18 protein-coding genes are annotated in these 17,049 nt (G+C 62.2%); 15 read left to right on the plus strand and 3 right to left on the minus strand.

Features of this window, described 5'->3' with window-relative positions; translation table 11 throughout:
• Positions 1-3: 3 nt before the first annotated feature.
• The 7 genes from FHX16_RS01315 (at position 4) to FHX16_RS01345 (ending at position 5,493) form a co-directional block, all read left to right on the plus strand.
• Complete coding sequence (locus FHX16_RS01315) at positions 4-1,113, plus strand: carbon-phosphorus lyase complex subunit PhnI (protein WP_183863464.1); 1,110 nt, start codon at positions 4-6, stop codon at positions 1,111-1,113.
• A complete protein-coding gene (locus tag FHX16_RS01320; RefSeq protein ID WP_183863466.1) occupies positions 1,110-1,991 on the plus strand; it encodes an alpha-D-ribose 1-methylphosphonate 5-phosphate C-P-lyase PhnJ in 882 nt (293 codons plus the stop codon). Before FHX16_RS01315 ends, FHX16_RS01320 begins: the two co-directional genes overlap by 4 nt.
• Positions 1,988-2,764: a phosphonate C-P lyase system protein PhnK gene (gene phnK, locus FHX16_RS01325; RefSeq protein ID WP_183863468.1), complete on the plus strand. Its 777-nt coding sequence runs from the start codon at positions 1,988-1,990 to the stop codon at positions 2,762-2,764. The genes FHX16_RS01320 and phnK overlap by 4 nt, the downstream gene beginning before the upstream one ends.
• A 64-nt stretch (positions 2,765-2,828) precedes the next feature.
• Positions 2,829-3,539, plus strand: coding sequence for a phosphonate C-P lyase system protein PhnL (gene phnL / locus FHX16_RS01330; RefSeq protein WP_183863470.1), 711 nt, complete (start codon positions 2,829-2,831; stop codon positions 3,537-3,539).
• Positions 3,536-4,153 (plus strand): DapH/DapD/GlmU-related protein, encoded by a 618-nt coding sequence (locus FHX16_RS01335; RefSeq protein ID WP_183863472.1) that lies wholly within the window; start codon positions 3,536-3,538, stop codon positions 4,151-4,153. Before phnL ends, FHX16_RS01335 begins: the two co-directional genes overlap by 4 nt.
• A gap of 328 nt (positions 4,154-4,481) precedes the next feature.
• Complete coding sequence (locus FHX16_RS01340) at positions 4,482-4,883, plus strand: hypothetical protein (protein WP_183863474.1); 402 nt, start codon at positions 4,482-4,484, stop codon at positions 4,881-4,883.
• 79 nt (positions 4,884-4,962) lie between these two features.
• Positions 4,963-5,493 (plus strand): ribonuclease H, encoded by a 531-nt coding sequence (locus FHX16_RS01345; protein WP_259126371.1) that lies wholly within the window; start codon positions 4,963-4,965, stop codon positions 5,491-5,493.
• Between the two features lie 94 nt (positions 5,494-5,587).
• On the opposite strand, the gene FHX16_RS01350 is transcribed toward FHX16_RS01345, so the two are convergent.
• A complete protein-coding gene (locus FHX16_RS01350; RefSeq protein ID WP_183863478.1) occupies positions 5,588-5,800 on the minus strand; it encodes a hypothetical protein in 213 nt (70 codons plus the stop codon).
• Between the two features lie 262 nt (positions 5,801-6,062).
• Between FHX16_RS01350 and phnC the strand changes: the two genes are divergently transcribed.
• The 8 genes from phnC (at position 6,063) to FHX16_RS01390 (ending at position 13,420) form a co-directional block, all read left to right on the plus strand.
• Complete coding sequence (gene phnC / locus FHX16_RS01355; protein ID WP_183863553.1) at positions 6,063-6,908, plus strand: phosphonate ABC transporter ATP-binding protein; 846 nt, start codon at positions 6,063-6,065, stop codon at positions 6,906-6,908.
• A gap of 89 nt (positions 6,909-6,997) precedes the next feature.
• On the plus strand, positions 6,998-7,903 hold the full coding sequence (gene phnD / locus FHX16_RS01360; RefSeq protein WP_183863480.1) for a phosphonate ABC transporter substrate-binding protein: 906 nt from the start codon (positions 6,998-7,000) through the stop codon (positions 7,901-7,903).
• A 71-nt stretch (positions 7,904-7,974) separates the two neighbouring features.
• On the plus strand, positions 7,975-8,955 hold the full coding sequence (gene phnE, locus FHX16_RS01365; RefSeq protein WP_259126372.1) for a phosphonate ABC transporter, permease protein PhnE: 981 nt from the start codon (positions 7,975-7,977) through the stop codon (positions 8,953-8,955).
• An 8-nt stretch (positions 8,956-8,963) separates the two neighbouring features.
• Positions 8,964-10,304, plus strand: a complete 1,341-nt coding sequence (phnE, locus tag FHX16_RS01370) for a phosphonate ABC transporter, permease protein PhnE (protein ID WP_259126373.1) — start codon at positions 8,964-8,966, stop codon at positions 10,302-10,304.
• A 131-nt stretch (positions 10,305-10,435) separates the two neighbouring features.
• Entirely contained in the window at positions 10,436-11,131 is a 696-nt protein-coding gene (locus FHX16_RS01375) for a DUF1045 domain-containing protein (RefSeq protein ID WP_259126374.1), read from the plus strand.
• A 12-nt stretch (positions 11,132-11,143) separates the two neighbouring features.
• Positions 11,144-12,283 carry an alpha-D-ribose 1-methylphosphonate 5-triphosphate diphosphatase gene (locus FHX16_RS01380; RefSeq protein ID WP_183863488.1) on the plus strand — a complete coding sequence of 380 codons (1,140 nt, stop codon included), beginning with the start codon at positions 11,144-11,146 and terminating at the stop codon, positions 12,281-12,283.
• Positions 12,280-12,879 carry a phosphonate metabolism protein/1,5-bisphosphokinase (PRPP-forming) PhnN gene (gene phnN, locus FHX16_RS01385; RefSeq protein WP_183863490.1) on the plus strand — a complete coding sequence of 200 codons (600 nt, stop codon included), beginning with the start codon at positions 12,280-12,282 and terminating at the stop codon, positions 12,877-12,879. The genes FHX16_RS01380 and phnN overlap by 4 nt, the downstream gene beginning before the upstream one ends.
• A 16-nt stretch (positions 12,880-12,895) precedes the next feature.
• Positions 12,896-13,420 carry a GrpB family protein gene (locus tag FHX16_RS01390; protein ID WP_183863492.1) on the plus strand — a complete coding sequence of 175 codons (525 nt, stop codon included), beginning with the start codon at positions 12,896-12,898 and terminating at the stop codon, positions 13,418-13,420.
• 558 nt (positions 13,421-13,978) lie between these two features.
• Here FHX16_RS01390 and FHX16_RS01395 read toward each other — a convergent pair.
• A complete protein-coding gene (locus FHX16_RS01395; RefSeq protein ID WP_183863494.1) occupies positions 13,979-14,356 on the minus strand; it encodes a VOC family protein in 378 nt (125 codons plus the stop codon).
• A 275-nt stretch (positions 14,357-14,631) separates the two neighbouring features.
• Positions 14,632-16,983, minus strand: coding sequence for a DNA translocase FtsK (locus tag FHX16_RS01400; RefSeq protein WP_183863496.1), 2,352 nt, complete (start codon positions 16,981-16,983; stop codon positions 14,632-14,634).
• Positions 16,984-17,049: the final 66 nt, after the last annotated feature.

The raw sequence follows: 17,049 nt of genomic DNA on the forward strand, positions 1-17,049 counted from the left end.
CCCATGTATGTTGCTGTCAAAGGGGGCGAAGCCGCCATTGCCAACGCCCATCGCCTGCTGGCGGATCGCCGTCGCGGTGACCGTTCGTTGCCGGCTATCGGTATCGACCAGATCGTCGCGCAGCTGGCGCTGGCCGTCGACCGTGTCATGGCCGAAGCCTCGCTCTACGATCGCACGCTTGCCGCTCTCGCCGTCCGCCAGTCGCGCGGCGACATGATCGAGGCGATCTTCCTGCTTCGCGCCTATCGCACGACGCTGCCGCGCTTCGGTTATAGCAAGCCGGTCGATACCGCCCGCATGAAGATCGAGCGCCGCGTCTCCGCCACCTACAAGGATCTGCCGGGCGGCCAGCTGCTCGGTCCGACCTTCGACTATACGCATCGCCTCCTCGACCCTTCGCTGCTGTCAGACGAAGCCGTCGAGGAGCCGACACTTCGCGATGCCGAATCCGGCCGCGTCATGCGCGTTTCGGAAATTCTGGCACAGGAAGGCCTGATCGAGGGCGATGGCGAAATGCCCGAGGATCACGAGATCGGCGACCTGACGCGCGAGCCGATGGAATTCCCGATGACCCGCGATCTGCGCCTGCAGGCGCTGGCCCGCGGCGACGAAGGCTTCCTGCTGGCGCTCGGCTATTCGACCCAGCGCGGTTACGGCCGCAACCATCCCTTCACCGGCGAAATCCGCATCGGTGAAGTCGAGGTCGAATTCGATGTTCCCGAACTTGGTTTCGCCGTCTCGCTCGGCACCATCCAGGTGACGGAGTGCCAGATGGTCAACCAGTTCAAGGGTTCGTCCAAGGCGCCGCCGCAGTTCACCCGCGGCTACGGCCTGGTTTTCGGCCAGAGCGAGCGCAAGGCAATGTCGATGTCGCTTGTCGATCGAGCACTGCGCGCCGAAGAACTCGGCGAAGACATCACGGCTCCGGCACAGGACGAGGAATTCGTCATCTCGCATGCCGACAACGTTCAATCGACCGGCTTCGTCGAGCATCTGAAGCTGCCGCATTACATCGACTTTCAGGCGGAACTCGATCTGGTTCGCCGCATGCGCAACGAATTCGAAGCCAACCGCGTCGGCGGCGATGACACGATGAAGGAGGCTGCGGAATGACCGATCTAGCCAGCTACAATTTCGCTTATCTGGACGAACAGACGAAGCGCATGATCCGCCGCGCGATCCTGAAGGCGATCGCCATTCCCGGCTATCAGGTGCCGTTCGCCTCGCGCGAGATGCCGATGCCTTACGGCTGGGGCACCGGCGGCGTGCAGGTCACGGCCTCGATCATCGGGCCGGATGATGTCCTCAAGGTCATCGACCAGGGCGCCGACGACACGACCAACGCCGTCTCGATCCGCGCCTTCTTCCAGAAGGTTGCGAATGTCGCGGTGACGACGCACACCAAGGACGCGACGATCATCCAGACCCGCCACCGCATCCCGGAAGAGAAGCTCGGGGCCAACCAGGTGCTGGTCTACCAGGTTCCGATCCCGGAGCCGCTCCGCTTCCTCGAGCCGCGCGAGACCGAGACCCGCAAGATGCACGCGCTTGAGGAATATGGCCTCATGCATGTGAAGCTCTACGAGGACATCGCGCACAACGGCCGCATCTCGAAGACCTATGCTTATCCGGTCAAGGTTGCCGGCCGCTACGTCATGGATCCGTCGCCGACGCCGAAGTTCGACAATCCGAAAATGCACATGTCGGACGCGTTGCAGCTCTTCGGGGCAGGGCGCGAGAAGCGCATCTATGCGGTTCCGCCCTATACCGAAGTCGTCAGCCTCGATTTCGACGACTACCCCTTCGAGATCCAGCGCTTCGGCAAGCCTTGTGCGCTCTGCGGCGCCGAGGAGGTCTATCTCGACGAGGTCATCCTCGATGACAAGGGCGGGCGCATGTTCGTCTGCTCCGACACCGACCATTGCGAAGACCGCCGCGCCCATGGGCATGCCGGCGAGATGTTGGCACCCAATCAGGAGGCCGCCGAATGAGCGACACCCCGCTTCTCAAAGTCAATGACGTCTCGAAATTCTACGGCAACCGCATCGGCTGCCGGAATGTCTCCTTCGAGCTCTGGCCCGGCGAAGTGCTCGCCATCGTCGGTGAATCCGGCTCAGGCAAGACGACACTGCTCAACTGTATCTCGACGCGCCTGATGCCGACGACCGGCAGCGTCGAATACCACATGCGCGACGGCGCCTATCGCGACCTCTATCGCATGAACGAGGCCGAGCGCCGCTTCCTGATGCGCACCGACTGGGGTTTCGTGCATCAGAATCCGGCTGACGGTCTGCGCATGACGGTCTCGGCCGGCGCCAATGTCGGCGAACGCCTGATGGCGATCGGCGATCGCCACTACGGCAATATCCGCTCCACCGCGGTCGACTGGCTGCAGCGCGTCGAGATCGACGAGGGTCGTATCGACGACCAGCCGCGGGCCTTCTCCGGCGGCATGCGGCAGCGCCTGCAGATCGCCCGCAATCTGGTGACCGGCCCGCGTCTGGTGTTCATGGACGAGCCGACCGGCGGCCTCGATGTGTCGGTGCAGGCCCGCCTGCTCGATCTCGTTCGCGGGCTCGTCAACGATCTTGGTCTTGCCGCCATCATCGTCACCCACGACCTTGCCGTCGCGCGCCTGCTGTCGCACCGCATGATGGTGATGAAGGATGGCCATGTCATCGAGCAGGGGCTGACCGATCGTGTGCTTGACGATCCGCGCGAGCCGTACACGCAGCTCCTCGTTTCCTCCATCCTGCAGGTCTGATCGCGAATGCCGTTCTGACTCCGGCTACCGGTGTCCGCGGCAAGCGAAACTAAGGAAAGAAATCATGGCAACGCCACTCGTTGTTTCTGAAGTCGTCAAGAGCTTCACCATGCACCTGCGCGACGGCATCAAGCTGCCGGTCGTTTCGGATGTATCCTTTTCCGTTGCCTGCGGGGAATGCGTCGTGCTCGGCGGCCCGTCGGGCATCGGCAAGAGCTCGCTCTTGAAGATGATCTACGGCAACTACGCCGTCGATAGCGGCCAGATCCTCATCAAGCATCACGACAAGATCGTCGATCTGGCAACAGCCGACCCGCGCACCGTCATCGCCGTGCGCCGCGATACGCTTGGCTATGTCAGCCAGTTCCTGCGCACCGTGCCGCGCGTCGCGGCGATCGACGTTGTTGCCGAGCCGCTGGTTGCCCGTGGCGAGAAGGCGGAAACGGCACGCGAAAAGGCGGCAGACCTTCTCGCGAAGCTGAACCTGCCGGAAGCGCTCTGGCAGCTTCCGCCAGCCACCTTCTCCGGCGGCGAGCAGCAGCGCGTAAACATCGCCCGCGGCTTCATCACCGATCACACAGTCCTGCTGCTCGACGAGCCGACCGCTTCCCTCGATGCCAGGAACCGCGCCGTCGTCGTCGGCATGATCGAGGAGAAGAAGAAGGCGGGCGTCGCCCTGCTCGGCATCTTCCACGATGAGGAAGTGCGCGAAGCCGTCGCCGACCGCATTCTCGACGTCCAGAAGTTCTCGCCGCGAAAGGCAATCGCAGCATGAGCCGCAAGATTGGCCTCGAGCCTTATTTCCATGAATCGGCATCCGTGAAGAACGCCACCTTCGGCCGCTTCACGGAGGTCTCGGAGCGTTGCCGCATCGAGGAGGTCGAGTTCGGCGACTATTCCTATGTCATGCAGGACGGCGCCATCTGGTGCGCGACGATCGGTAAGTTCGTCAACATCGCAGCATCGGTGCGCATTAATGCCACCAACCACCCGACCTGGCGCGCGACGCTGCACCATTTCACCTATCGCGCCGCCGATTATTGGCCGGATGCCGATATGGAGACCGACTTCTTCGAATGGCGCCGCTCTAACCGCGTCGTCATTGGCCACGACGTCTGGATCGGTCACGGCGCCACCGTCCTGCCCGGCGTCACGGTCGGCAATGGCGCCGTCATTGGCGCCGGTGCCGTCGTCTCCAAGGATGTCGCGCCCTACACCATCGTCGGCGGCGTCCCGGCCAAGCTGATCCGCGAACGCTTCCCGAAAGAGGTCGGCGAACGGATGGACAAGCTCGCCTGGTGGGACTGGGAGCACGATCGCCTGCGCGTTGCCCTGGCCGATTTCCGCGCGCTGAGCGCCGAAGATTTCCTCGCCCGCTACGAAGCATGATCGGGCGCCCCGGAGCTTGGCCGCCCAAAAGCGGCCGGCCGATCACCGCTATTCGCGGCTCGCCCGGTCGCTAAAACTTGCAGCCGACGAAGCATCGGCGCACCCCGTTGTCACAATAGTCGCGTCTGTCTCTGCTAGGGAAGAGCCGGAGGCGACCCCTGTTTGCCGCAAGGATACCACCCGTTTGGCCGTGGATGAGCTTGCGCGAATGCCAATTCCTGTAAGAATCGGAAATACATTGTGACTAAGTCTTTACAAAAGCTAACCTTTTCCGACTTGTCTGATAAACGTACTTCATGGATATTAGGCTGATCTTGAGGAAGTCATCATGATCAGAATGATTGAAGATCCGGCGGAATTGGCCGGCGAAGATATCACTGGCAAATATATTCTGCGCAAGCTGAACTATCATTGGTTCGCTTACGGCAAGGCTGCGATCGTGACGGCCTGCAAGGGCACGATCCTGCAGCTTGAGCGTGAGGAAACGGTCTATTCGGAACAGTGGGGTCGTCGCGCCTACACGGGAACCGGCAAGCGGTATCCGGGTGGCATCTGTCCGATATCGGCGGTCGCCTGCGTCTGCGATACCCCGGACGACGTAAATGCCGTCATCCAGCTCGATGTCGAAGCGACAGACGAGTTCTATCGGCTGATCGCCAGGACGGAAGCCAGGGTTCGCGCCCTTGCATCTTCGTCAGAGAACGCGGTGTTTCTGGCTGCTGCCGAATAGGTCTGGCTTTCCGGACGGCTCGGCGTAAGACCGAGCCTCCGCGATCCGTCCTTCGCGGATGGATATCCACAAGGCGCAAATGACCGACCACCCCGACACTGTCCACCTCCCTGAAAATGTCGCTGCCGGGCAAGAACTCTACGTCTTCGCGGACGGTTGCTACGAACCTGTTTCAAGCGAGGGTGGCTGGGCGTTCGTGGTCCATCGCGACGATGCGGAAGTCGCCTGCGGTTTTGGCGGCGTCAAGGATACCGCCAACAATACGACGGAACTGATCGCGCTGCTCGAAGCCGTGACCTGGATCAACGCCAACGCCACGGAGGAAGCTGCTGTCGTATGGTCCGACTCGGCTTACGCCGTCAAAGGCTGCAATCAGTGGCGCCACATCTGGAAGAACAACGGCTGGAAGAAGATAAGTGCCAACGCGAAGGCCCGGAGCCGAACCATCGCAAATCCGGATCTCTGGAAAGCGATCGACGGCCAGCTGTCTCGCAATCGCCTGCTGACCATCGCCTGGTGCAAGGGCCATTCGGGCCTTGCCGGCAACGAGCGCGCGGATGAGCTTGCCGAGCGCGGCCGCCTGTCGTTGCGTGGCAAAGGTACCCGGTGAACGGTTGACTCAGGCTGGTCCGGCCGCGGCGGTGCGGTTTCCGGTAGGGGCTGCCGGCGCGTAACTTGCCGCGATCAACTGTTGGCTTCGGCCCTCACGCCCACGGGTTCTTCGCCAGCTGCCATTCACCGTTCTCATCGGGCTCGACGCGCTTGTTGCCGCGGTAGAAGATCGGCAGTCCGGTCTTCTTGTCCATCGAGAAGCGGCTGGGCGTGAACTTCTCGTCCTCGTGTCCGCGGGTGGCGAGAGCGAGTGCCTCTTTGAACTTGCCGCCTTTGCACAGGCTTTTGAAGAGTGTCTGATCCATCGCTTTGCTCCACTATCGTCGGGTCCCGGATTGCCTGCCATCGACTGGCGGTCCGGTCAACCGTCAACGGCGACAGGCCGGGGGTTGAAATCGCGAGGCGAGACGCCGACCAGCAGGCCCTTGTCTGCAGGCAAGCCGGCGGGTTTCGTTATCCACCAAAGCCTCGATTATGACAGTCCTTACACAAAACTGACATTGGAGCTTCATGAACCGGGACTAATGCACTGCCCCATATCGCACCTGGACTATGAGGAAGAGCATGATGTTCGAACTGAAGAATGTCACCCGCCGTTTCGGAACCAAGACTGCCGTCGATTCCGTGACGCTCGATATTCCTCAGGGACAGATGGTCGGCATCATCGGCCGCTCGGGCGCGGGCAAGTCCACGCTGCTGCGTATGATCAACCGCCTGCAGGAGCCGACGTCAGGCTCGATCCATTTCGCAGGCGTCGAAGTCTCGCGTCTGCGTGGCCATGCACTGCGCAATTGGCAGCGCGACTGTGCGATGATCTTCCAGCAGTTCAATCTCGTGCCGCGTCTCGACGTGCTGACGAACGTCATGCTCGGCCGCCTCAACCACCGCTCGACGACAATGAGCCTGCTCGGCGTCTTCAGCCGCGAAGAGCGCATTCACGCCATTGCCGCCCTCGAGCGTCTTGGCATCGAGCAGACGGCGCTGCAGATGGCCGGCACCTTGTCGGGTGGCCAGCAGCAGCGCGTCGCCATTGCCCGCGCCCTGATGCAGAACCCGAAGATGCTGCTCGCCGATGAGCCGATCGCCTCGCTCGATCCGCTGAACGCCAAGATCGTCATGGATGCACTCCGCGACATCAACGAGCGTGAAGGCATCACCGTCGTCACCAACCTGCATACGCTCGACACCGCGCGCAATTACTGCGAGCGCATCGTCGGCATGTCGGCCGGTCGCGTCGTCTTCGATGGCAAGCCGTCCGAACTGACGGCGGAAGCCGTCAAGCAGATCTACGGCACCGACAAGAACGGCGCCGGCATCGACGAAACGATGACGTCGACCTCGATCAACATTCCCGCGGCCGCAGCCGCGCAACAATCCGCCGGCTTGCAACCGCTGGCGCTGGCCGGTCTCTGAGAGGGGCGGCCTCGATCGTAAGCCTGCGTTATGGGCACACTTCTTCTTAAACAGAATTGCCGGAGACCCCGGTCAATCAGGAGAGAACCATGTTGAAGAAAGCACTTTTTGCCGCCACGGCGCTGTTTGCGCTCGCTGGCGTTTCGCATGCTGCCGACCTCAAGGAATTCCGCGTCGGTATCCTCGGCGGCGAAAACGAAGCCGACCGTCTTCGCAACTACGCCTGCCTTGCCGACCACCTGAAGCAGGAGTTCGGCTTCGAGAAGGTTTCGCTCTTCCCGGCTGCCGACTATGACGGCGTTATCCAGGGTCTCCTCGGCGGCACGCTCGACTTCGCAGAACTCGGTGCTTCCGGTTACGCAGCCGTCCACATCAAGGATCCGAAGGCTGTAACCCCGATCCTGACGACGCAGCAGGAAGACGGCTCGACCGGCTACTACTCGATCGGTCTCGCTCTGAAGTCGGCCGGCATCAAGGACATCAAGGACGCCAAGGGCAAGAAGCTCGGCTACGCCGATCCGGACTCCACGTCTGGTTACCTGATCCCGCTGACGCAGATCCCGAAGGACACCGGCGTTCCGAACGACAAGTACTTCGCTTCGACGCAGTTCAACGGCGGCCACGAGAACAACCTTCTCGCTGCCTATGACGGCAAGGTCGACGTTGCTGTTGACGATAGCTCGGGCATCGGCGACTTCAAGGACGGCTACACCTCCGGCACCTTCCGCAAGGCTGTCGACAAGGGCACCGTTGATCCGAACAAGCTCGTTGAAGTATGGCGCTCGCCGCTGATCCCGAACGGCCCGCTCGTCGTTCGCAACGAACTCGGCACCGAGTGGCAGGCCAAGCTCACGGACTTCTTCATGAAGCTTCCGGAAAAGGACGCCAAGTGCTTCGCAGCCATCGAAGGCGGCGACTTCAAGGGCTACTCCAAGGTCAAGCCTGACTTCTACAACGCGATCATCGACGCTCGTAAGGCTGCCATCGGCGGCTGATCGATCTTGAGATCGAGAGGGGCGGCCCTTGTGGCCGCCCTTTTTCCTGCCAAGAAAGCGGACATCGTTTCATGACCTTTGCCGATCCCCATTCCCAGACGCACCGCGCGCAGCAACCGCAGCAGAGCGCCCATGAAATCGGCGAGGCGTGGAGCAAGATGGTGGCGCGCCGGCGCCTCTACACTGGTCTCGGCCTGGTGATCCTCCTGGTCGCTTTCGTCAGCTCCGTGAAGTTCGCGGACGAAAGCAATGCCGGCCATTTCTTCGAACGCCTTCCGCACCTCTTCGATTTCGTGAGCTGGCTTGTTCCGAAGGACTGGAACGACGTCTGGCGGGCGCTGTTCGATATCGAAAGCCCGAGCCACCAGACCGGCGAAGAATACAATTTCGCGCTCGGTCGTGTGCCTGTATCGGGCAGCTTCTACATCCCCGAATATTTCGAGCTGATGATCATCACGATCAACATCGCGCTGGTCTCGACCATCATCGGCTTTGTCTTCGCCGTGCCGATGAGCTTCCTCGCAGCCCGCAACCTTTCGCCTTCTTCGCCGCTGCGCATCGTCGTCAAGCGCCTGATGGAATTCCTGCGCGCCTTTCCCGAGATCGTAATCGCCGGCCTCTTTGCCGCGATCCTCTCGATCGGTCCGGTCGCCGCCATCATCGCCGTCAGTCTTCACACGATCGGCGCACTTGGAAAGCTCTTCTACGAAGTCGTCGAGAATATCGACATGAAGCCGGATGAAGGCATGAAGGCCGTCGGCGCCAGCTGGGCCGAGCGCGTCCGCTTTGCCGCGCTGCCGCAGGTTCTGCCGAATTTCATGTCCTATGCGCTGCTTCGCCTGGAGGTCAATGTCCGTGCCTCCACCATCATCGGCGCCGTCGGCGGCGGCGGTATCGGCGAGGAGCTGAAGCTTTCCATCTCGCGCGGTTTCGGTGCCAAGACCGTGGCACTGGTTCTGTTGCTCTTCATCACCATTGTCGCGGTTGACCAGTTCTCCGCATGGCTGCGCCGCCGCCTCGTCGGCGAGCATGCCTTCCTTCTGCAGCATTGAGGTCCGCCATGACGGTGATCGACGCCAACCGGATGCATGAAATCGAACTCCGCTATCCGGACTACTTCAAACGTTCCTTCCGTCAGCGGTTCGGCGGCCTGATGATCGTCATCGCGACGCTGCTTTATGGCGTCTACGCCACCTGGTTCTTCGACTTGCCGAAGCTGCTGGCCGAAGCGCATTGGGAACGTGTCGGCCTCTATCTCAGCCAGTGGGTAAGCTACGACGTCCAGCCGGAATTCCGCATCGGCGATACCGGCATCACCGTCAAGTATCCGCGCTTCTCGCCGCTGGGCGACAACCCGCATCCCGATTGGGTGGTCAACAACCCGGATGGCAGCGTCTCGGTTTCGGTGAGTGGCGAGAGCCGCACGGTCACGGTTTCGAAGACCGAAGCCGTCGTCACGGCCCACGGCATCGCTGTCCCGGTCGAACTGTCGAGCGGTGCGCCGAAGGTCGTGGGCCCCGTCCCGAGCTGGATGACAGTCTATGACGACAACGTTCTTGCCGATCTCGGCTTTGCCGGCGACGTCAGCATCTCCGCCGACCGCGTAAAGATCCGCAAGCGCTTCCTCGGCTGGGCGAATTTCGTCTTCGACACTCAATCGCCGTTCTTCGACAAGCCGGCCGGCGAGGTCCTGAGCCTGATCGTTTCGGGTCCGGAACTGAAGCCCGGTCAATCCAATCTGTCGCTTGCTTTCGACAATATCTGGCACAACAGCGCCTGGCAGCATGGCGATGTCTGGACAAAGCTTTTCCAGACCATTGTCATGGCCTTCCTCGGCACCCTGTTTGGTGCGCTGGCAGCCTTCCCGCTCGCGTTCCTGGCGGCGCGCAACATCACGCCGAACAGGCTGTTGAATCAGGTCCTGAAGCGCTCCTTCGACTTCCTGCGTTCGGTCGACATGCTGATATGGGCGCTGTTTCTGACCCGCGCCTTCGGCCCCGGTCCACTCGCCGGCTCCGGCGCGATCTTCCTCACGGAAACCGGCACGCTCGGCAAACTCTATTCCGAAGGCCTCGAGAATATCGACAACAAGCCGCGCGAAGGCATCAAGTCGACAGGTGCGTCCACGATGCTCACGCACCGCTACGGCATCATCCCGCAGATCGTTCCTGTCTTTGTCAGCCAGACGCTTTACCAGTGGGAATCGAACGTCCGCGGTGCGACGATCATCGGCGCCGTTGGCGCGGGCGGTATCGGCCTCAAGCTCTGGGAATCGATGCGCACCAACGCAAACTGGGAAAACGTCGCCTACATGGTTCTTCTGATCCTGACGGTGGTGTTCCTGTTCGACATGGCTTCGAACGCCCTGCGTCACCGGCTGATGGGAACGAAGACACATTAAATGTGAGTATCGGCCTCGGCCATCATCATTCTGTCACGGAAATCTTTTAGCCGGAAACCGGCCTTGCAGTTGCCGTGCAAATCGCGGCAGACTGCGGCCCGCTTTCGGAACGATTTCCCAGGATACGCGTCTTGCGCTACGCACTCTATTTCACGCCGCCGAAGGATCATCCTTTGAACGGCACGGCTTCGCTCTGGCTTGGCCGCGATGCCTTCACCGGCGAAACTTATCCGGCTCCCGAATATCCGGAGATGCCGGCCGGCGAACAGTTCGAGCTGACCGCCGATCCGCGGCGTTACGGCTTCCACGCGACCATCAAGGCGCCGTTCAGCCTGGCGGCCTCCGTGACCGAGAAGGACCTGATCCCGGTCGTCGAGGATTTTGCCGCTCGCACGCCTGCTTTCGAGATTCCGGAACTGGTGCTCGGCCAGCTCGGCCGCTTTTTCGCGCTGATCCCCGGTTTCCTGCATCCGCCGCTTCAGGATTTCGCTGCGAAGGTGGTAAAGTCCTTCGAACCGTTCCGCGCCGCGCTCTCGGAGGCCGATGTCGCGCGCCGCAAGCCGGAGGAGCTGACGGAAAGCCAGAGGGCCAATCTGCTGCGCTGGGGCTATCCCTACGTCATGGATGACTTCGGTTTCCACATGACCCTGACCGGCAAGGTGCCACCCGAGCGATCGGGCGTGATGAAGGAAATCCTGGCCGAGCGATTTTCGGCCTTCACGGGCCGGCCGCTGGCAATCTCCGGCCTGGCCGTATTCGTCGAGGAGGCGCGGGGCGCCCCGTTCAAAGTTCATTCCTCGTGGCCGCTTGCCGGCGCTGAAAGCTGAAAGACCTGATCCATGAGCAAAGAAACCGTCTTTTCCAATGCGCGTATCGTCCTCGAAGACGAGATCGTCAACGGATCGGTCCTCGTCCGCGATGGCAAGATCGCCGATATCTCGACGGGCAGCTCTCATATCGGCGAAGACTTCGAGGGCGACTACCTGATCCCCGGTCTCGTCGAACTGCATACGGACCATCTCGAGGGTCACTATTCGCCGCGCCCCGGCCTGCGCTGGCACAAGACGGCGGCAATCCAGGCGCACGACGCCCAGATCGTCACCTCGGGCATCACAACGGTTTTCGATTGCCTGCGCATGGGTGCTGATGAAGACGGCGGCTTCGAGCATGGTGAAATGCGCGAGATGGCCGATGCGATCCAGAAGGCCGAGGAGGAAGGTCGCCTGCGTGCCGAGCACCTGATCCACCTGCGCTGCGAAGTCTCCGCCGACAACGTGCTGCAGCACTTCGCCGATTTCGAAAACGATCCCTATGTCCGTCTGGTCTCGTTGATGGATCACGCTCCCGGCCAGCGCCAGTTCCAGACGATGGACCAGTACATCTTTTACTATCAGAAGAAGCGCGGCCTCTCCGACGCCGAGTTCGCAAAGTTCGTTGATCGCCGCGTGTCCGAATCCGAGCGCAATTCCACGCCGCACCGCACGGCCATTTCCAAGGTCTGCGCCGAGCGCGGTATCACCGTTGCCAGCCACGACGACGCCACGCTCGCCCATGTCGACGAGGCGATCGAGAACGGCGTGCGCCTCGCTGAGTTCCCGACCAGCTTCGATGCGGCCAAGGCATCGCATGGCCATGGCATGAGCGTCCTGATGGGCGCCCCCAACGTGGTGCGTGGCAAGTCCCACTCCGGCAACATCGCGGCCCGCGACCTTGCGGAGCGGGGCGTGCTGGACGTGTTGTCGTCGGATTACGTGCCACTCAGCCTGCTCTACGCGCCGTTCATCCTGGCCGACGACGTCGAGAGCATTTCGCTGCCGCAGGCAATCGCCATGGTTACGTCGACGCCGGCGCGCACCGTCAACCTCAACGACCGTGGCCGGATCGCGCCTAGCCTGCGCGCTGACCTCGTGCGGGTCTACCGGGACCACGGCGTTCCGGTCACTCGCTCCGTGTGGCGCGAAGGACGCCGAGTCGCATGATGCCCTCGCACGAACCTCACATTGTTCCGGGAACGGAGCGCGGCATCATGGTGGTCGTCGTCGGCCCGAGCGGTGCCGGCAAGGACACGCTGATGGCGCTCGCCGCCAAGCACTTCCAGGGCCGCCCGGATGTGCATTTTGTCCGCCGTGTCATCACCCGCCACACCCATGCCAGCGGCGAGCAGCATCTCGCCGTGTCGGCCCAGGGTTTCGCGTCGATGGAGCAGGCCGGAAACTTCGCGGTCTGGTGGGAAGCGCACGGCTTGAAATATGGCATTCCGGCTGAGGTGTCGGTCGCGCTCGCACAAGGGAATCTGGTTATTGCCAACGGTTCGCGTTCGGCGCTCCACCACTTCAAGGCCGTATTCCCGCGGCTCAAGGTCATCAATGTGACAGCGACCGCCGAGGTGTTGGCAAGCCGCCTGGAGGCTCGCGGCCGCGAGACGCATGAAGACATCATGGCCAGGCTCGCACGCGGCCCCCTGACGGTGCGCGGCGATTACGACGTGGTCGACCTGGACAACAGCGGTTCGCTGGAAGAAGGCGGAAGCAGGATCATCGATGCGCTGAACGCGTTTCTGGCCGAGATCGGCTGACGCGGAGGTGGGGGGCATGCGGCCGATCACGGTTCTCGATTATGACCCGGCATGGCCCGCTCTCTTCGACGCCGCAAGACGCGAACTGCTGACGCTGGCGGCGGATAGTATCCTCACGATCGAGCATATCGGCAGCACAGCGGTCCCTGGACTGGCGGCGAAGCCGAAGATCGATCTCGATGCCGTGCTGGTGGACGAAACAGCACGTAATTCGGTCGCCTCTTTGCTTCCATCTGCCGGTTTCCGGGCTCACGGCGATCCCCACGGCGACGGCCGCTGGCCCTTCACCCGCGATCATGAGGGCTATGGCCTACGCCTCTATCTCTGCACACCTAGTAATCCGGCTCACCGTAACCGTATCCTGTTTCGCGACCACCTCCGCCGCCACCCGCAAAAGGCGGCCGAGTATCAGGCGCTGAAACGTCACCTTGCCGCAAAGGCCAATGGCGACTGGGATATCTACACCGGCGGCAAGAGCGATTTCGTCGCAGAGACGTTGCGGTTTGCGATGATCGAGGCCGAACGGTCGTTGCGCGGATAATTTTCTTGCGTAGCAGGAAACTTCGAAGCGATCTCAGGCGCTTGCCCGCCGTATTGTCCCCGCCCATCCCCGCATCCATGATCTGACGCACACTGGTGGCGTCATTGGACAGGGAGCCGGGTCGCGAACCGGATCTGACAAAACTGGTCGAAAGTCCGGCGTTCGATGATGGTTGCAGAAGAGGGATCGCAAGTCGTCGGGGCTGGCGATCCGCCGCATCGGAAAGGCCGAGAGACGCTCCTGTCGGCCCGGAAGGGCGGAGATCTCGATGCGATCGGGCAGGCTGCACCGCCTGACAATCCCTATCTACTATAACCGCCGCCTGCCTATTCCCAGCCAGTCCACGCCGTACCGGAGCTCTTTCCGGTGCGGGGCTTTGTGTTGCCCGGCAACGGGTGCGGTTGGAAACAGGATGGACAGCTTCGGTCGACAGGCTTGCGATTTACCCGATAGCGAAATGGATCGGGTGCGGACATTCTCCGGTCCAAGCAGGCGAAGCACGGGTGTCCCGCCTGCCAGAGAGACCGAACGCACGATGCGCCCGGCTCTTGCGTTGGCCTAGATCACCTGCCCGACATCGATACGGTTGCCATCTGGATCCTCGAACACGAAGGCGCGCAGGCCATAGTCTTTGTCCTGCAGCCTCTTGATGATCCGCGCGCCATGCGCCTGGCACAGCGTATAGAGAGCATCCGCATCGTCGACCATGAGATGAGCGACGTTGAAGTTGGGGATTTCGTGGTTCGGTTGCAGCGTCAGATGCAGTTCGGCGGCATCACGCTTCAGGATAACGAAGCCGACCGGGTTGCCGTTCTCAAACACCTTGGTGAAGCCCATCACGCCGCTATAAAAGTCCACTGCCCGACCGATATCTTTTACGGGAAGCATCGCGGCGATGCGTCCGAAGCGGACACCGTGATCAGCGATCTCTGTCATCGCTCAATCTCCTTCCGAGACGTCACGAATGGCTCCGGCGGTGCGGAAGACCATGCGCGCGCTCCAATGTTTCAGCATGAAGGGCGGTGCCTACCGGGGCATCTATAGCTGCGGACGCGTCGTGTCGCAATTGCCGACTTTCTCGGCCGTCGCGCCCGTGACTGACTTCGCAAGAAGCCGAATCCCAGCATTGTCGAGGACTGGGAACGCGCTGTGGCCTCGTCCCCAGGCTGGCGGTCACTTGCGCGCCGCCAGCGGTTCTCCCCTCCGGGAGATCATTCCCCTTCGCCGCGTCCAGCCACGATCTCGCGCTTGCCGACGTGGTTGGCCGGGCCGACGAGGCCTTCCTTCTCCATGCGCTCGACGAGCGAGGCGGCACGGTTGTAGCCGATGCCGAGGCGGCGCTGGATATAGGAGGTCGAGCACTTCTTGTCGCGCAGGACGACCTTGACGGCCTGCTGGTAGAGCTCGTCGCCGTCTTCAGAGCCCATGGCGCTCTTGTCGAAGACCGCGCTGTCCTCTTCCTCGCCGGCCTCGTCTTCCTCGTCAGCCGTAACCGTATCGAGATATTCAGGGCGACCTTGCGTCTTCAGATGCGCGACGACCTTCTCGACTTCGGCATCCGAAACGAACGGTCCGTGCACGCGAGAAATCCGCCCGCCGCCCTGCATATGCAGCATGTCGCCCTGGCCGAGCAGCTGCTCGGCGCCCTGTTCGCCAAGGATGGTGCGGCTGTCGATCTTAGACGTCACCTGGAAGGAGATGCGCGTCGGGAAGTTCGCCTTGATCGTACCGGTGATGACGTCGACCGAGGGGCGCTGCGTCGCCATGATCAGGTGGATGCCGGCCGCTCGCGCCATCTGCGCCAGCCGCTGGATCGCGCCTTCGATTTCCTTGCCGGCGACCATCATCAGGTCGGCCATCTCGTCGACGATGACGACGATGTAAGGCATCGGCGTCAGGTCCATCTCCTGCTGCTCCTCGATGGGAGCACCAGTGCTTCTGTCGAAGCCGGTCTGGACCATGACGTGGATCGTCTCGCCCTTGTCGCGCGCCTGCGCCACGCGGCTGTTGTAGCCGTCGATATTGCGCACGCCGAGGCGCGACATCTTGCGATAGCGATCCTCCATCTCGCGCACCGCCCACTTGAGCGCCATGACGGCCTTCTTAGGGTCGGTGACGACAGGTGTCAGCAGGTGCGGGATGCCGTCATAGACGGAGAGTTCCAGCATCTTCGGATCGACCATGATCAGGCGGCACTGCTCCGGCGACATCCGGTAGAGCAGCGACAGGATCATCGTGTTGATGGCAACCGACTTGCCCGAACCGGTGGTGCCGGCGACGAGCAGGTGCGGCATCTTCGCGAGCTCGGCGATGACAGGCTCGCCGCCAATCGTCTTGCCGAGGCCGAGTGCGAGCTTGAAGCTGCTCTTCTCGAAGTCGGCGCTTTCGATCATCTCGCGGAAATAGACGGTTTCGCGGAGCGCATTCGGCAGTTCGATGCCGATGACGTTGCGGCCGGGAACCACGGCGACGCGTGCCGACAGCGCCGACATCGAGCGGGCGATATCGTCGGCAAGGCCAATCACGCGCGACGATTTCACGCCCGGTGCCGGCTCGAACTCGTAAAGCGTGACGACGGGGCCGGGGCGGACATGGATGATCTCGCCCTTGATGCCGAAATCCTCGAGCACGCTTTCGAGAAGCCCGGCATTCTGCTCGAGCGTCTCCTGCGACATGATCTCGCCGACACGTTCCGGTGGCTCCTGCAGCAACGAGTGCGACGGGAATTCGTAGCCCGAGGCATCGACCCTCGAGGGGACGACCTTCGGCGCAGCAAAGCGAGGGGCCGGTGCGAGCGGCTGCGGCGCCAAGGCGCGAACCGGCAGTGGAGCGATCGGCTGCGTCTTTGGCTCGACTGGTACCGCTTCTTCCAAGCGGGTCTGCTCGGTCGCGACGGGGCTTTGCGCTGCGCGGCCCCGCGTCAAACCGGGAGCGGGCGCGACGGGCAGCGGCGCTACTGGTTCAGGCGCCGGCGCAACGGCGATGGCCTGATGTTGTCGACCTGGCCGCCACTCCATGACGCGGAACCGGCTGATGATCGATTCGGGGCTGACCTCTGGCTTCGGCAGCGAAACTACCGGCGGCAGCAGGATCGGTTCCGCCGCCGCTTCCTCGAATGCCATGACTTCCCAGAACGCGAAGTCCGAGATGGCAGCCAGTTCCGTGGAGGCGCGGACAATTGTCTGGGTTTCGGGCTCGGCCGACATCATCGGTGATACAGCCACAGCCGGCTGCACTTCGATCGCAGGCGGAATCACGGCTTCATAGATCTCGAGCGGAAGGTTAGCGACTACGGGCGCCAGCGATTCCACGCTTGCGCCGATTTCCGCCGCAACGCGCTCCTGCAGCGCAAGCGGCGGCGTGCGAACGGCTGGCGTCGGCACGCGCTTCGGATTGATCAGATTCTCGGGCGTGCGGGTAAACCGCACATTCGGAGCCAGTGAAAAATTGTTCTGCCAGATAGGTGCCGTAGGCTTCTCGCCTGCGTGTTCCTGCAGCTGTTCACCTTCGACTTCCGCGGAAATCTCCTCGGCCCCTGTCAGATTGGTTCTAGGAAAGCGCATACGACCGCTACTCACTCATGATTAGCAACTAATACCCGCTCTCGAATTAGGAAATGAAGGTTAATA

It is taken from the genome of Rhizobium sp. BK661 (assembly GCF_024808825.1).
In the GTDB taxonomy this organism is placed as follows: domain Bacteria; phylum Pseudomonadota; class Alphaproteobacteria; order Rhizobiales; family Rhizobiaceae; genus Rhizobium.

Bases quoted from the DNA above. Each gene is read 5' to 3' on its own strand.
- FHX16_RS01395 (WP_183863494.1), bottom strand. From the start codon at position 14,356: ATGACAGAGATCGCTGATCACGGTGTCCGCTTCGGACGCATCGCCGCG.
- phnE (WP_259126372.1), top strand. From the start codon at position 7,975: ATGACCTTTGCCGATCCCCATTCCCAGACGCACCGCGCGCAGCAACCG.
- FHX16_RS01320 (WP_183863466.1), top strand. From the start codon at position 1,110: ATGACCGATCTAGCCAGCTACAATTTCGCTTATCTGGACGAACAGACG.
- phnC (WP_183863553.1), top strand. From the start codon at position 6,063: ATGTTCGAACTGAAGAATGTCACCCGCCGTTTCGGAACCAAGACTGCC.
- phnK (WP_183863468.1), top strand. From the start codon at position 1,988: ATGAGCGACACCCCGCTTCTCAAAGTCAATGACGTCTCGAAATTCTAC.
- phnL (WP_183863470.1), top strand. From the start codon at position 2,829: ATGGCAACGCCACTCGTTGTTTCTGAAGTCGTCAAGAGCTTCACCATG.
- FHX16_RS01350 (WP_183863478.1), bottom strand. From the start codon at position 5,800: ATGGATCAGACACTCTTCAAAAGCCTGTGCAAAGGCGGCAAGTTCAAA.
- phnN (WP_183863490.1), top strand. From the start codon at position 12,280: ATGATGCCCTCGCACGAACCTCACATTGTTCCGGGAACGGAGCGCGGC.
- phnE (WP_259126373.1), top strand. From the start codon at position 8,964: ATGACGGTGATCGACGCCAACCGGATGCATGAAATCGAACTCCGCTAT.
- FHX16_RS01335 (WP_183863472.1), top strand. From the start codon at position 3,536: ATGAGCCGCAAGATTGGCCTCGAGCCTTATTTCCATGAATCGGCATCC.
- FHX16_RS01380 (WP_183863488.1), top strand. From the start codon at position 11,144: ATGAGCAAAGAAACCGTCTTTTCCAATGCGCGTATCGTCCTCGAAGAC.
- phnD (WP_183863480.1), top strand. From the start codon at position 6,998: ATGTTGAAGAAAGCACTTTTTGCCGCCACGGCGCTGTTTGCGCTCGCT.
- FHX16_RS01345 (WP_259126371.1), top strand. From the start codon at position 4,963: ATGACCGACCACCCCGACACTGTCCACCTCCCTGAAAATGTCGCTGCC.
- FHX16_RS01390 (WP_183863492.1), top strand. From the start codon at position 12,896: ATGCGGCCGATCACGGTTCTCGATTATGACCCGGCATGGCCCGCTCTC.
- FHX16_RS01400 (WP_183863496.1), bottom strand. From the start codon at position 16,983: ATGCGCTTTCCTAGAACCAATCTGACAGGGGCCGAGGAGATTTCCGCG.
- FHX16_RS01340 (WP_183863474.1), top strand. From the start codon at position 4,482: ATGATCAGAATGATTGAAGATCCGGCGGAATTGGCCGGCGAAGATATC.
- FHX16_RS01315 (WP_183863464.1), top strand. From the start codon at position 4: ATGTATGTTGCTGTCAAAGGGGGCGAAGCCGCCATTGCCAACGCCCAT.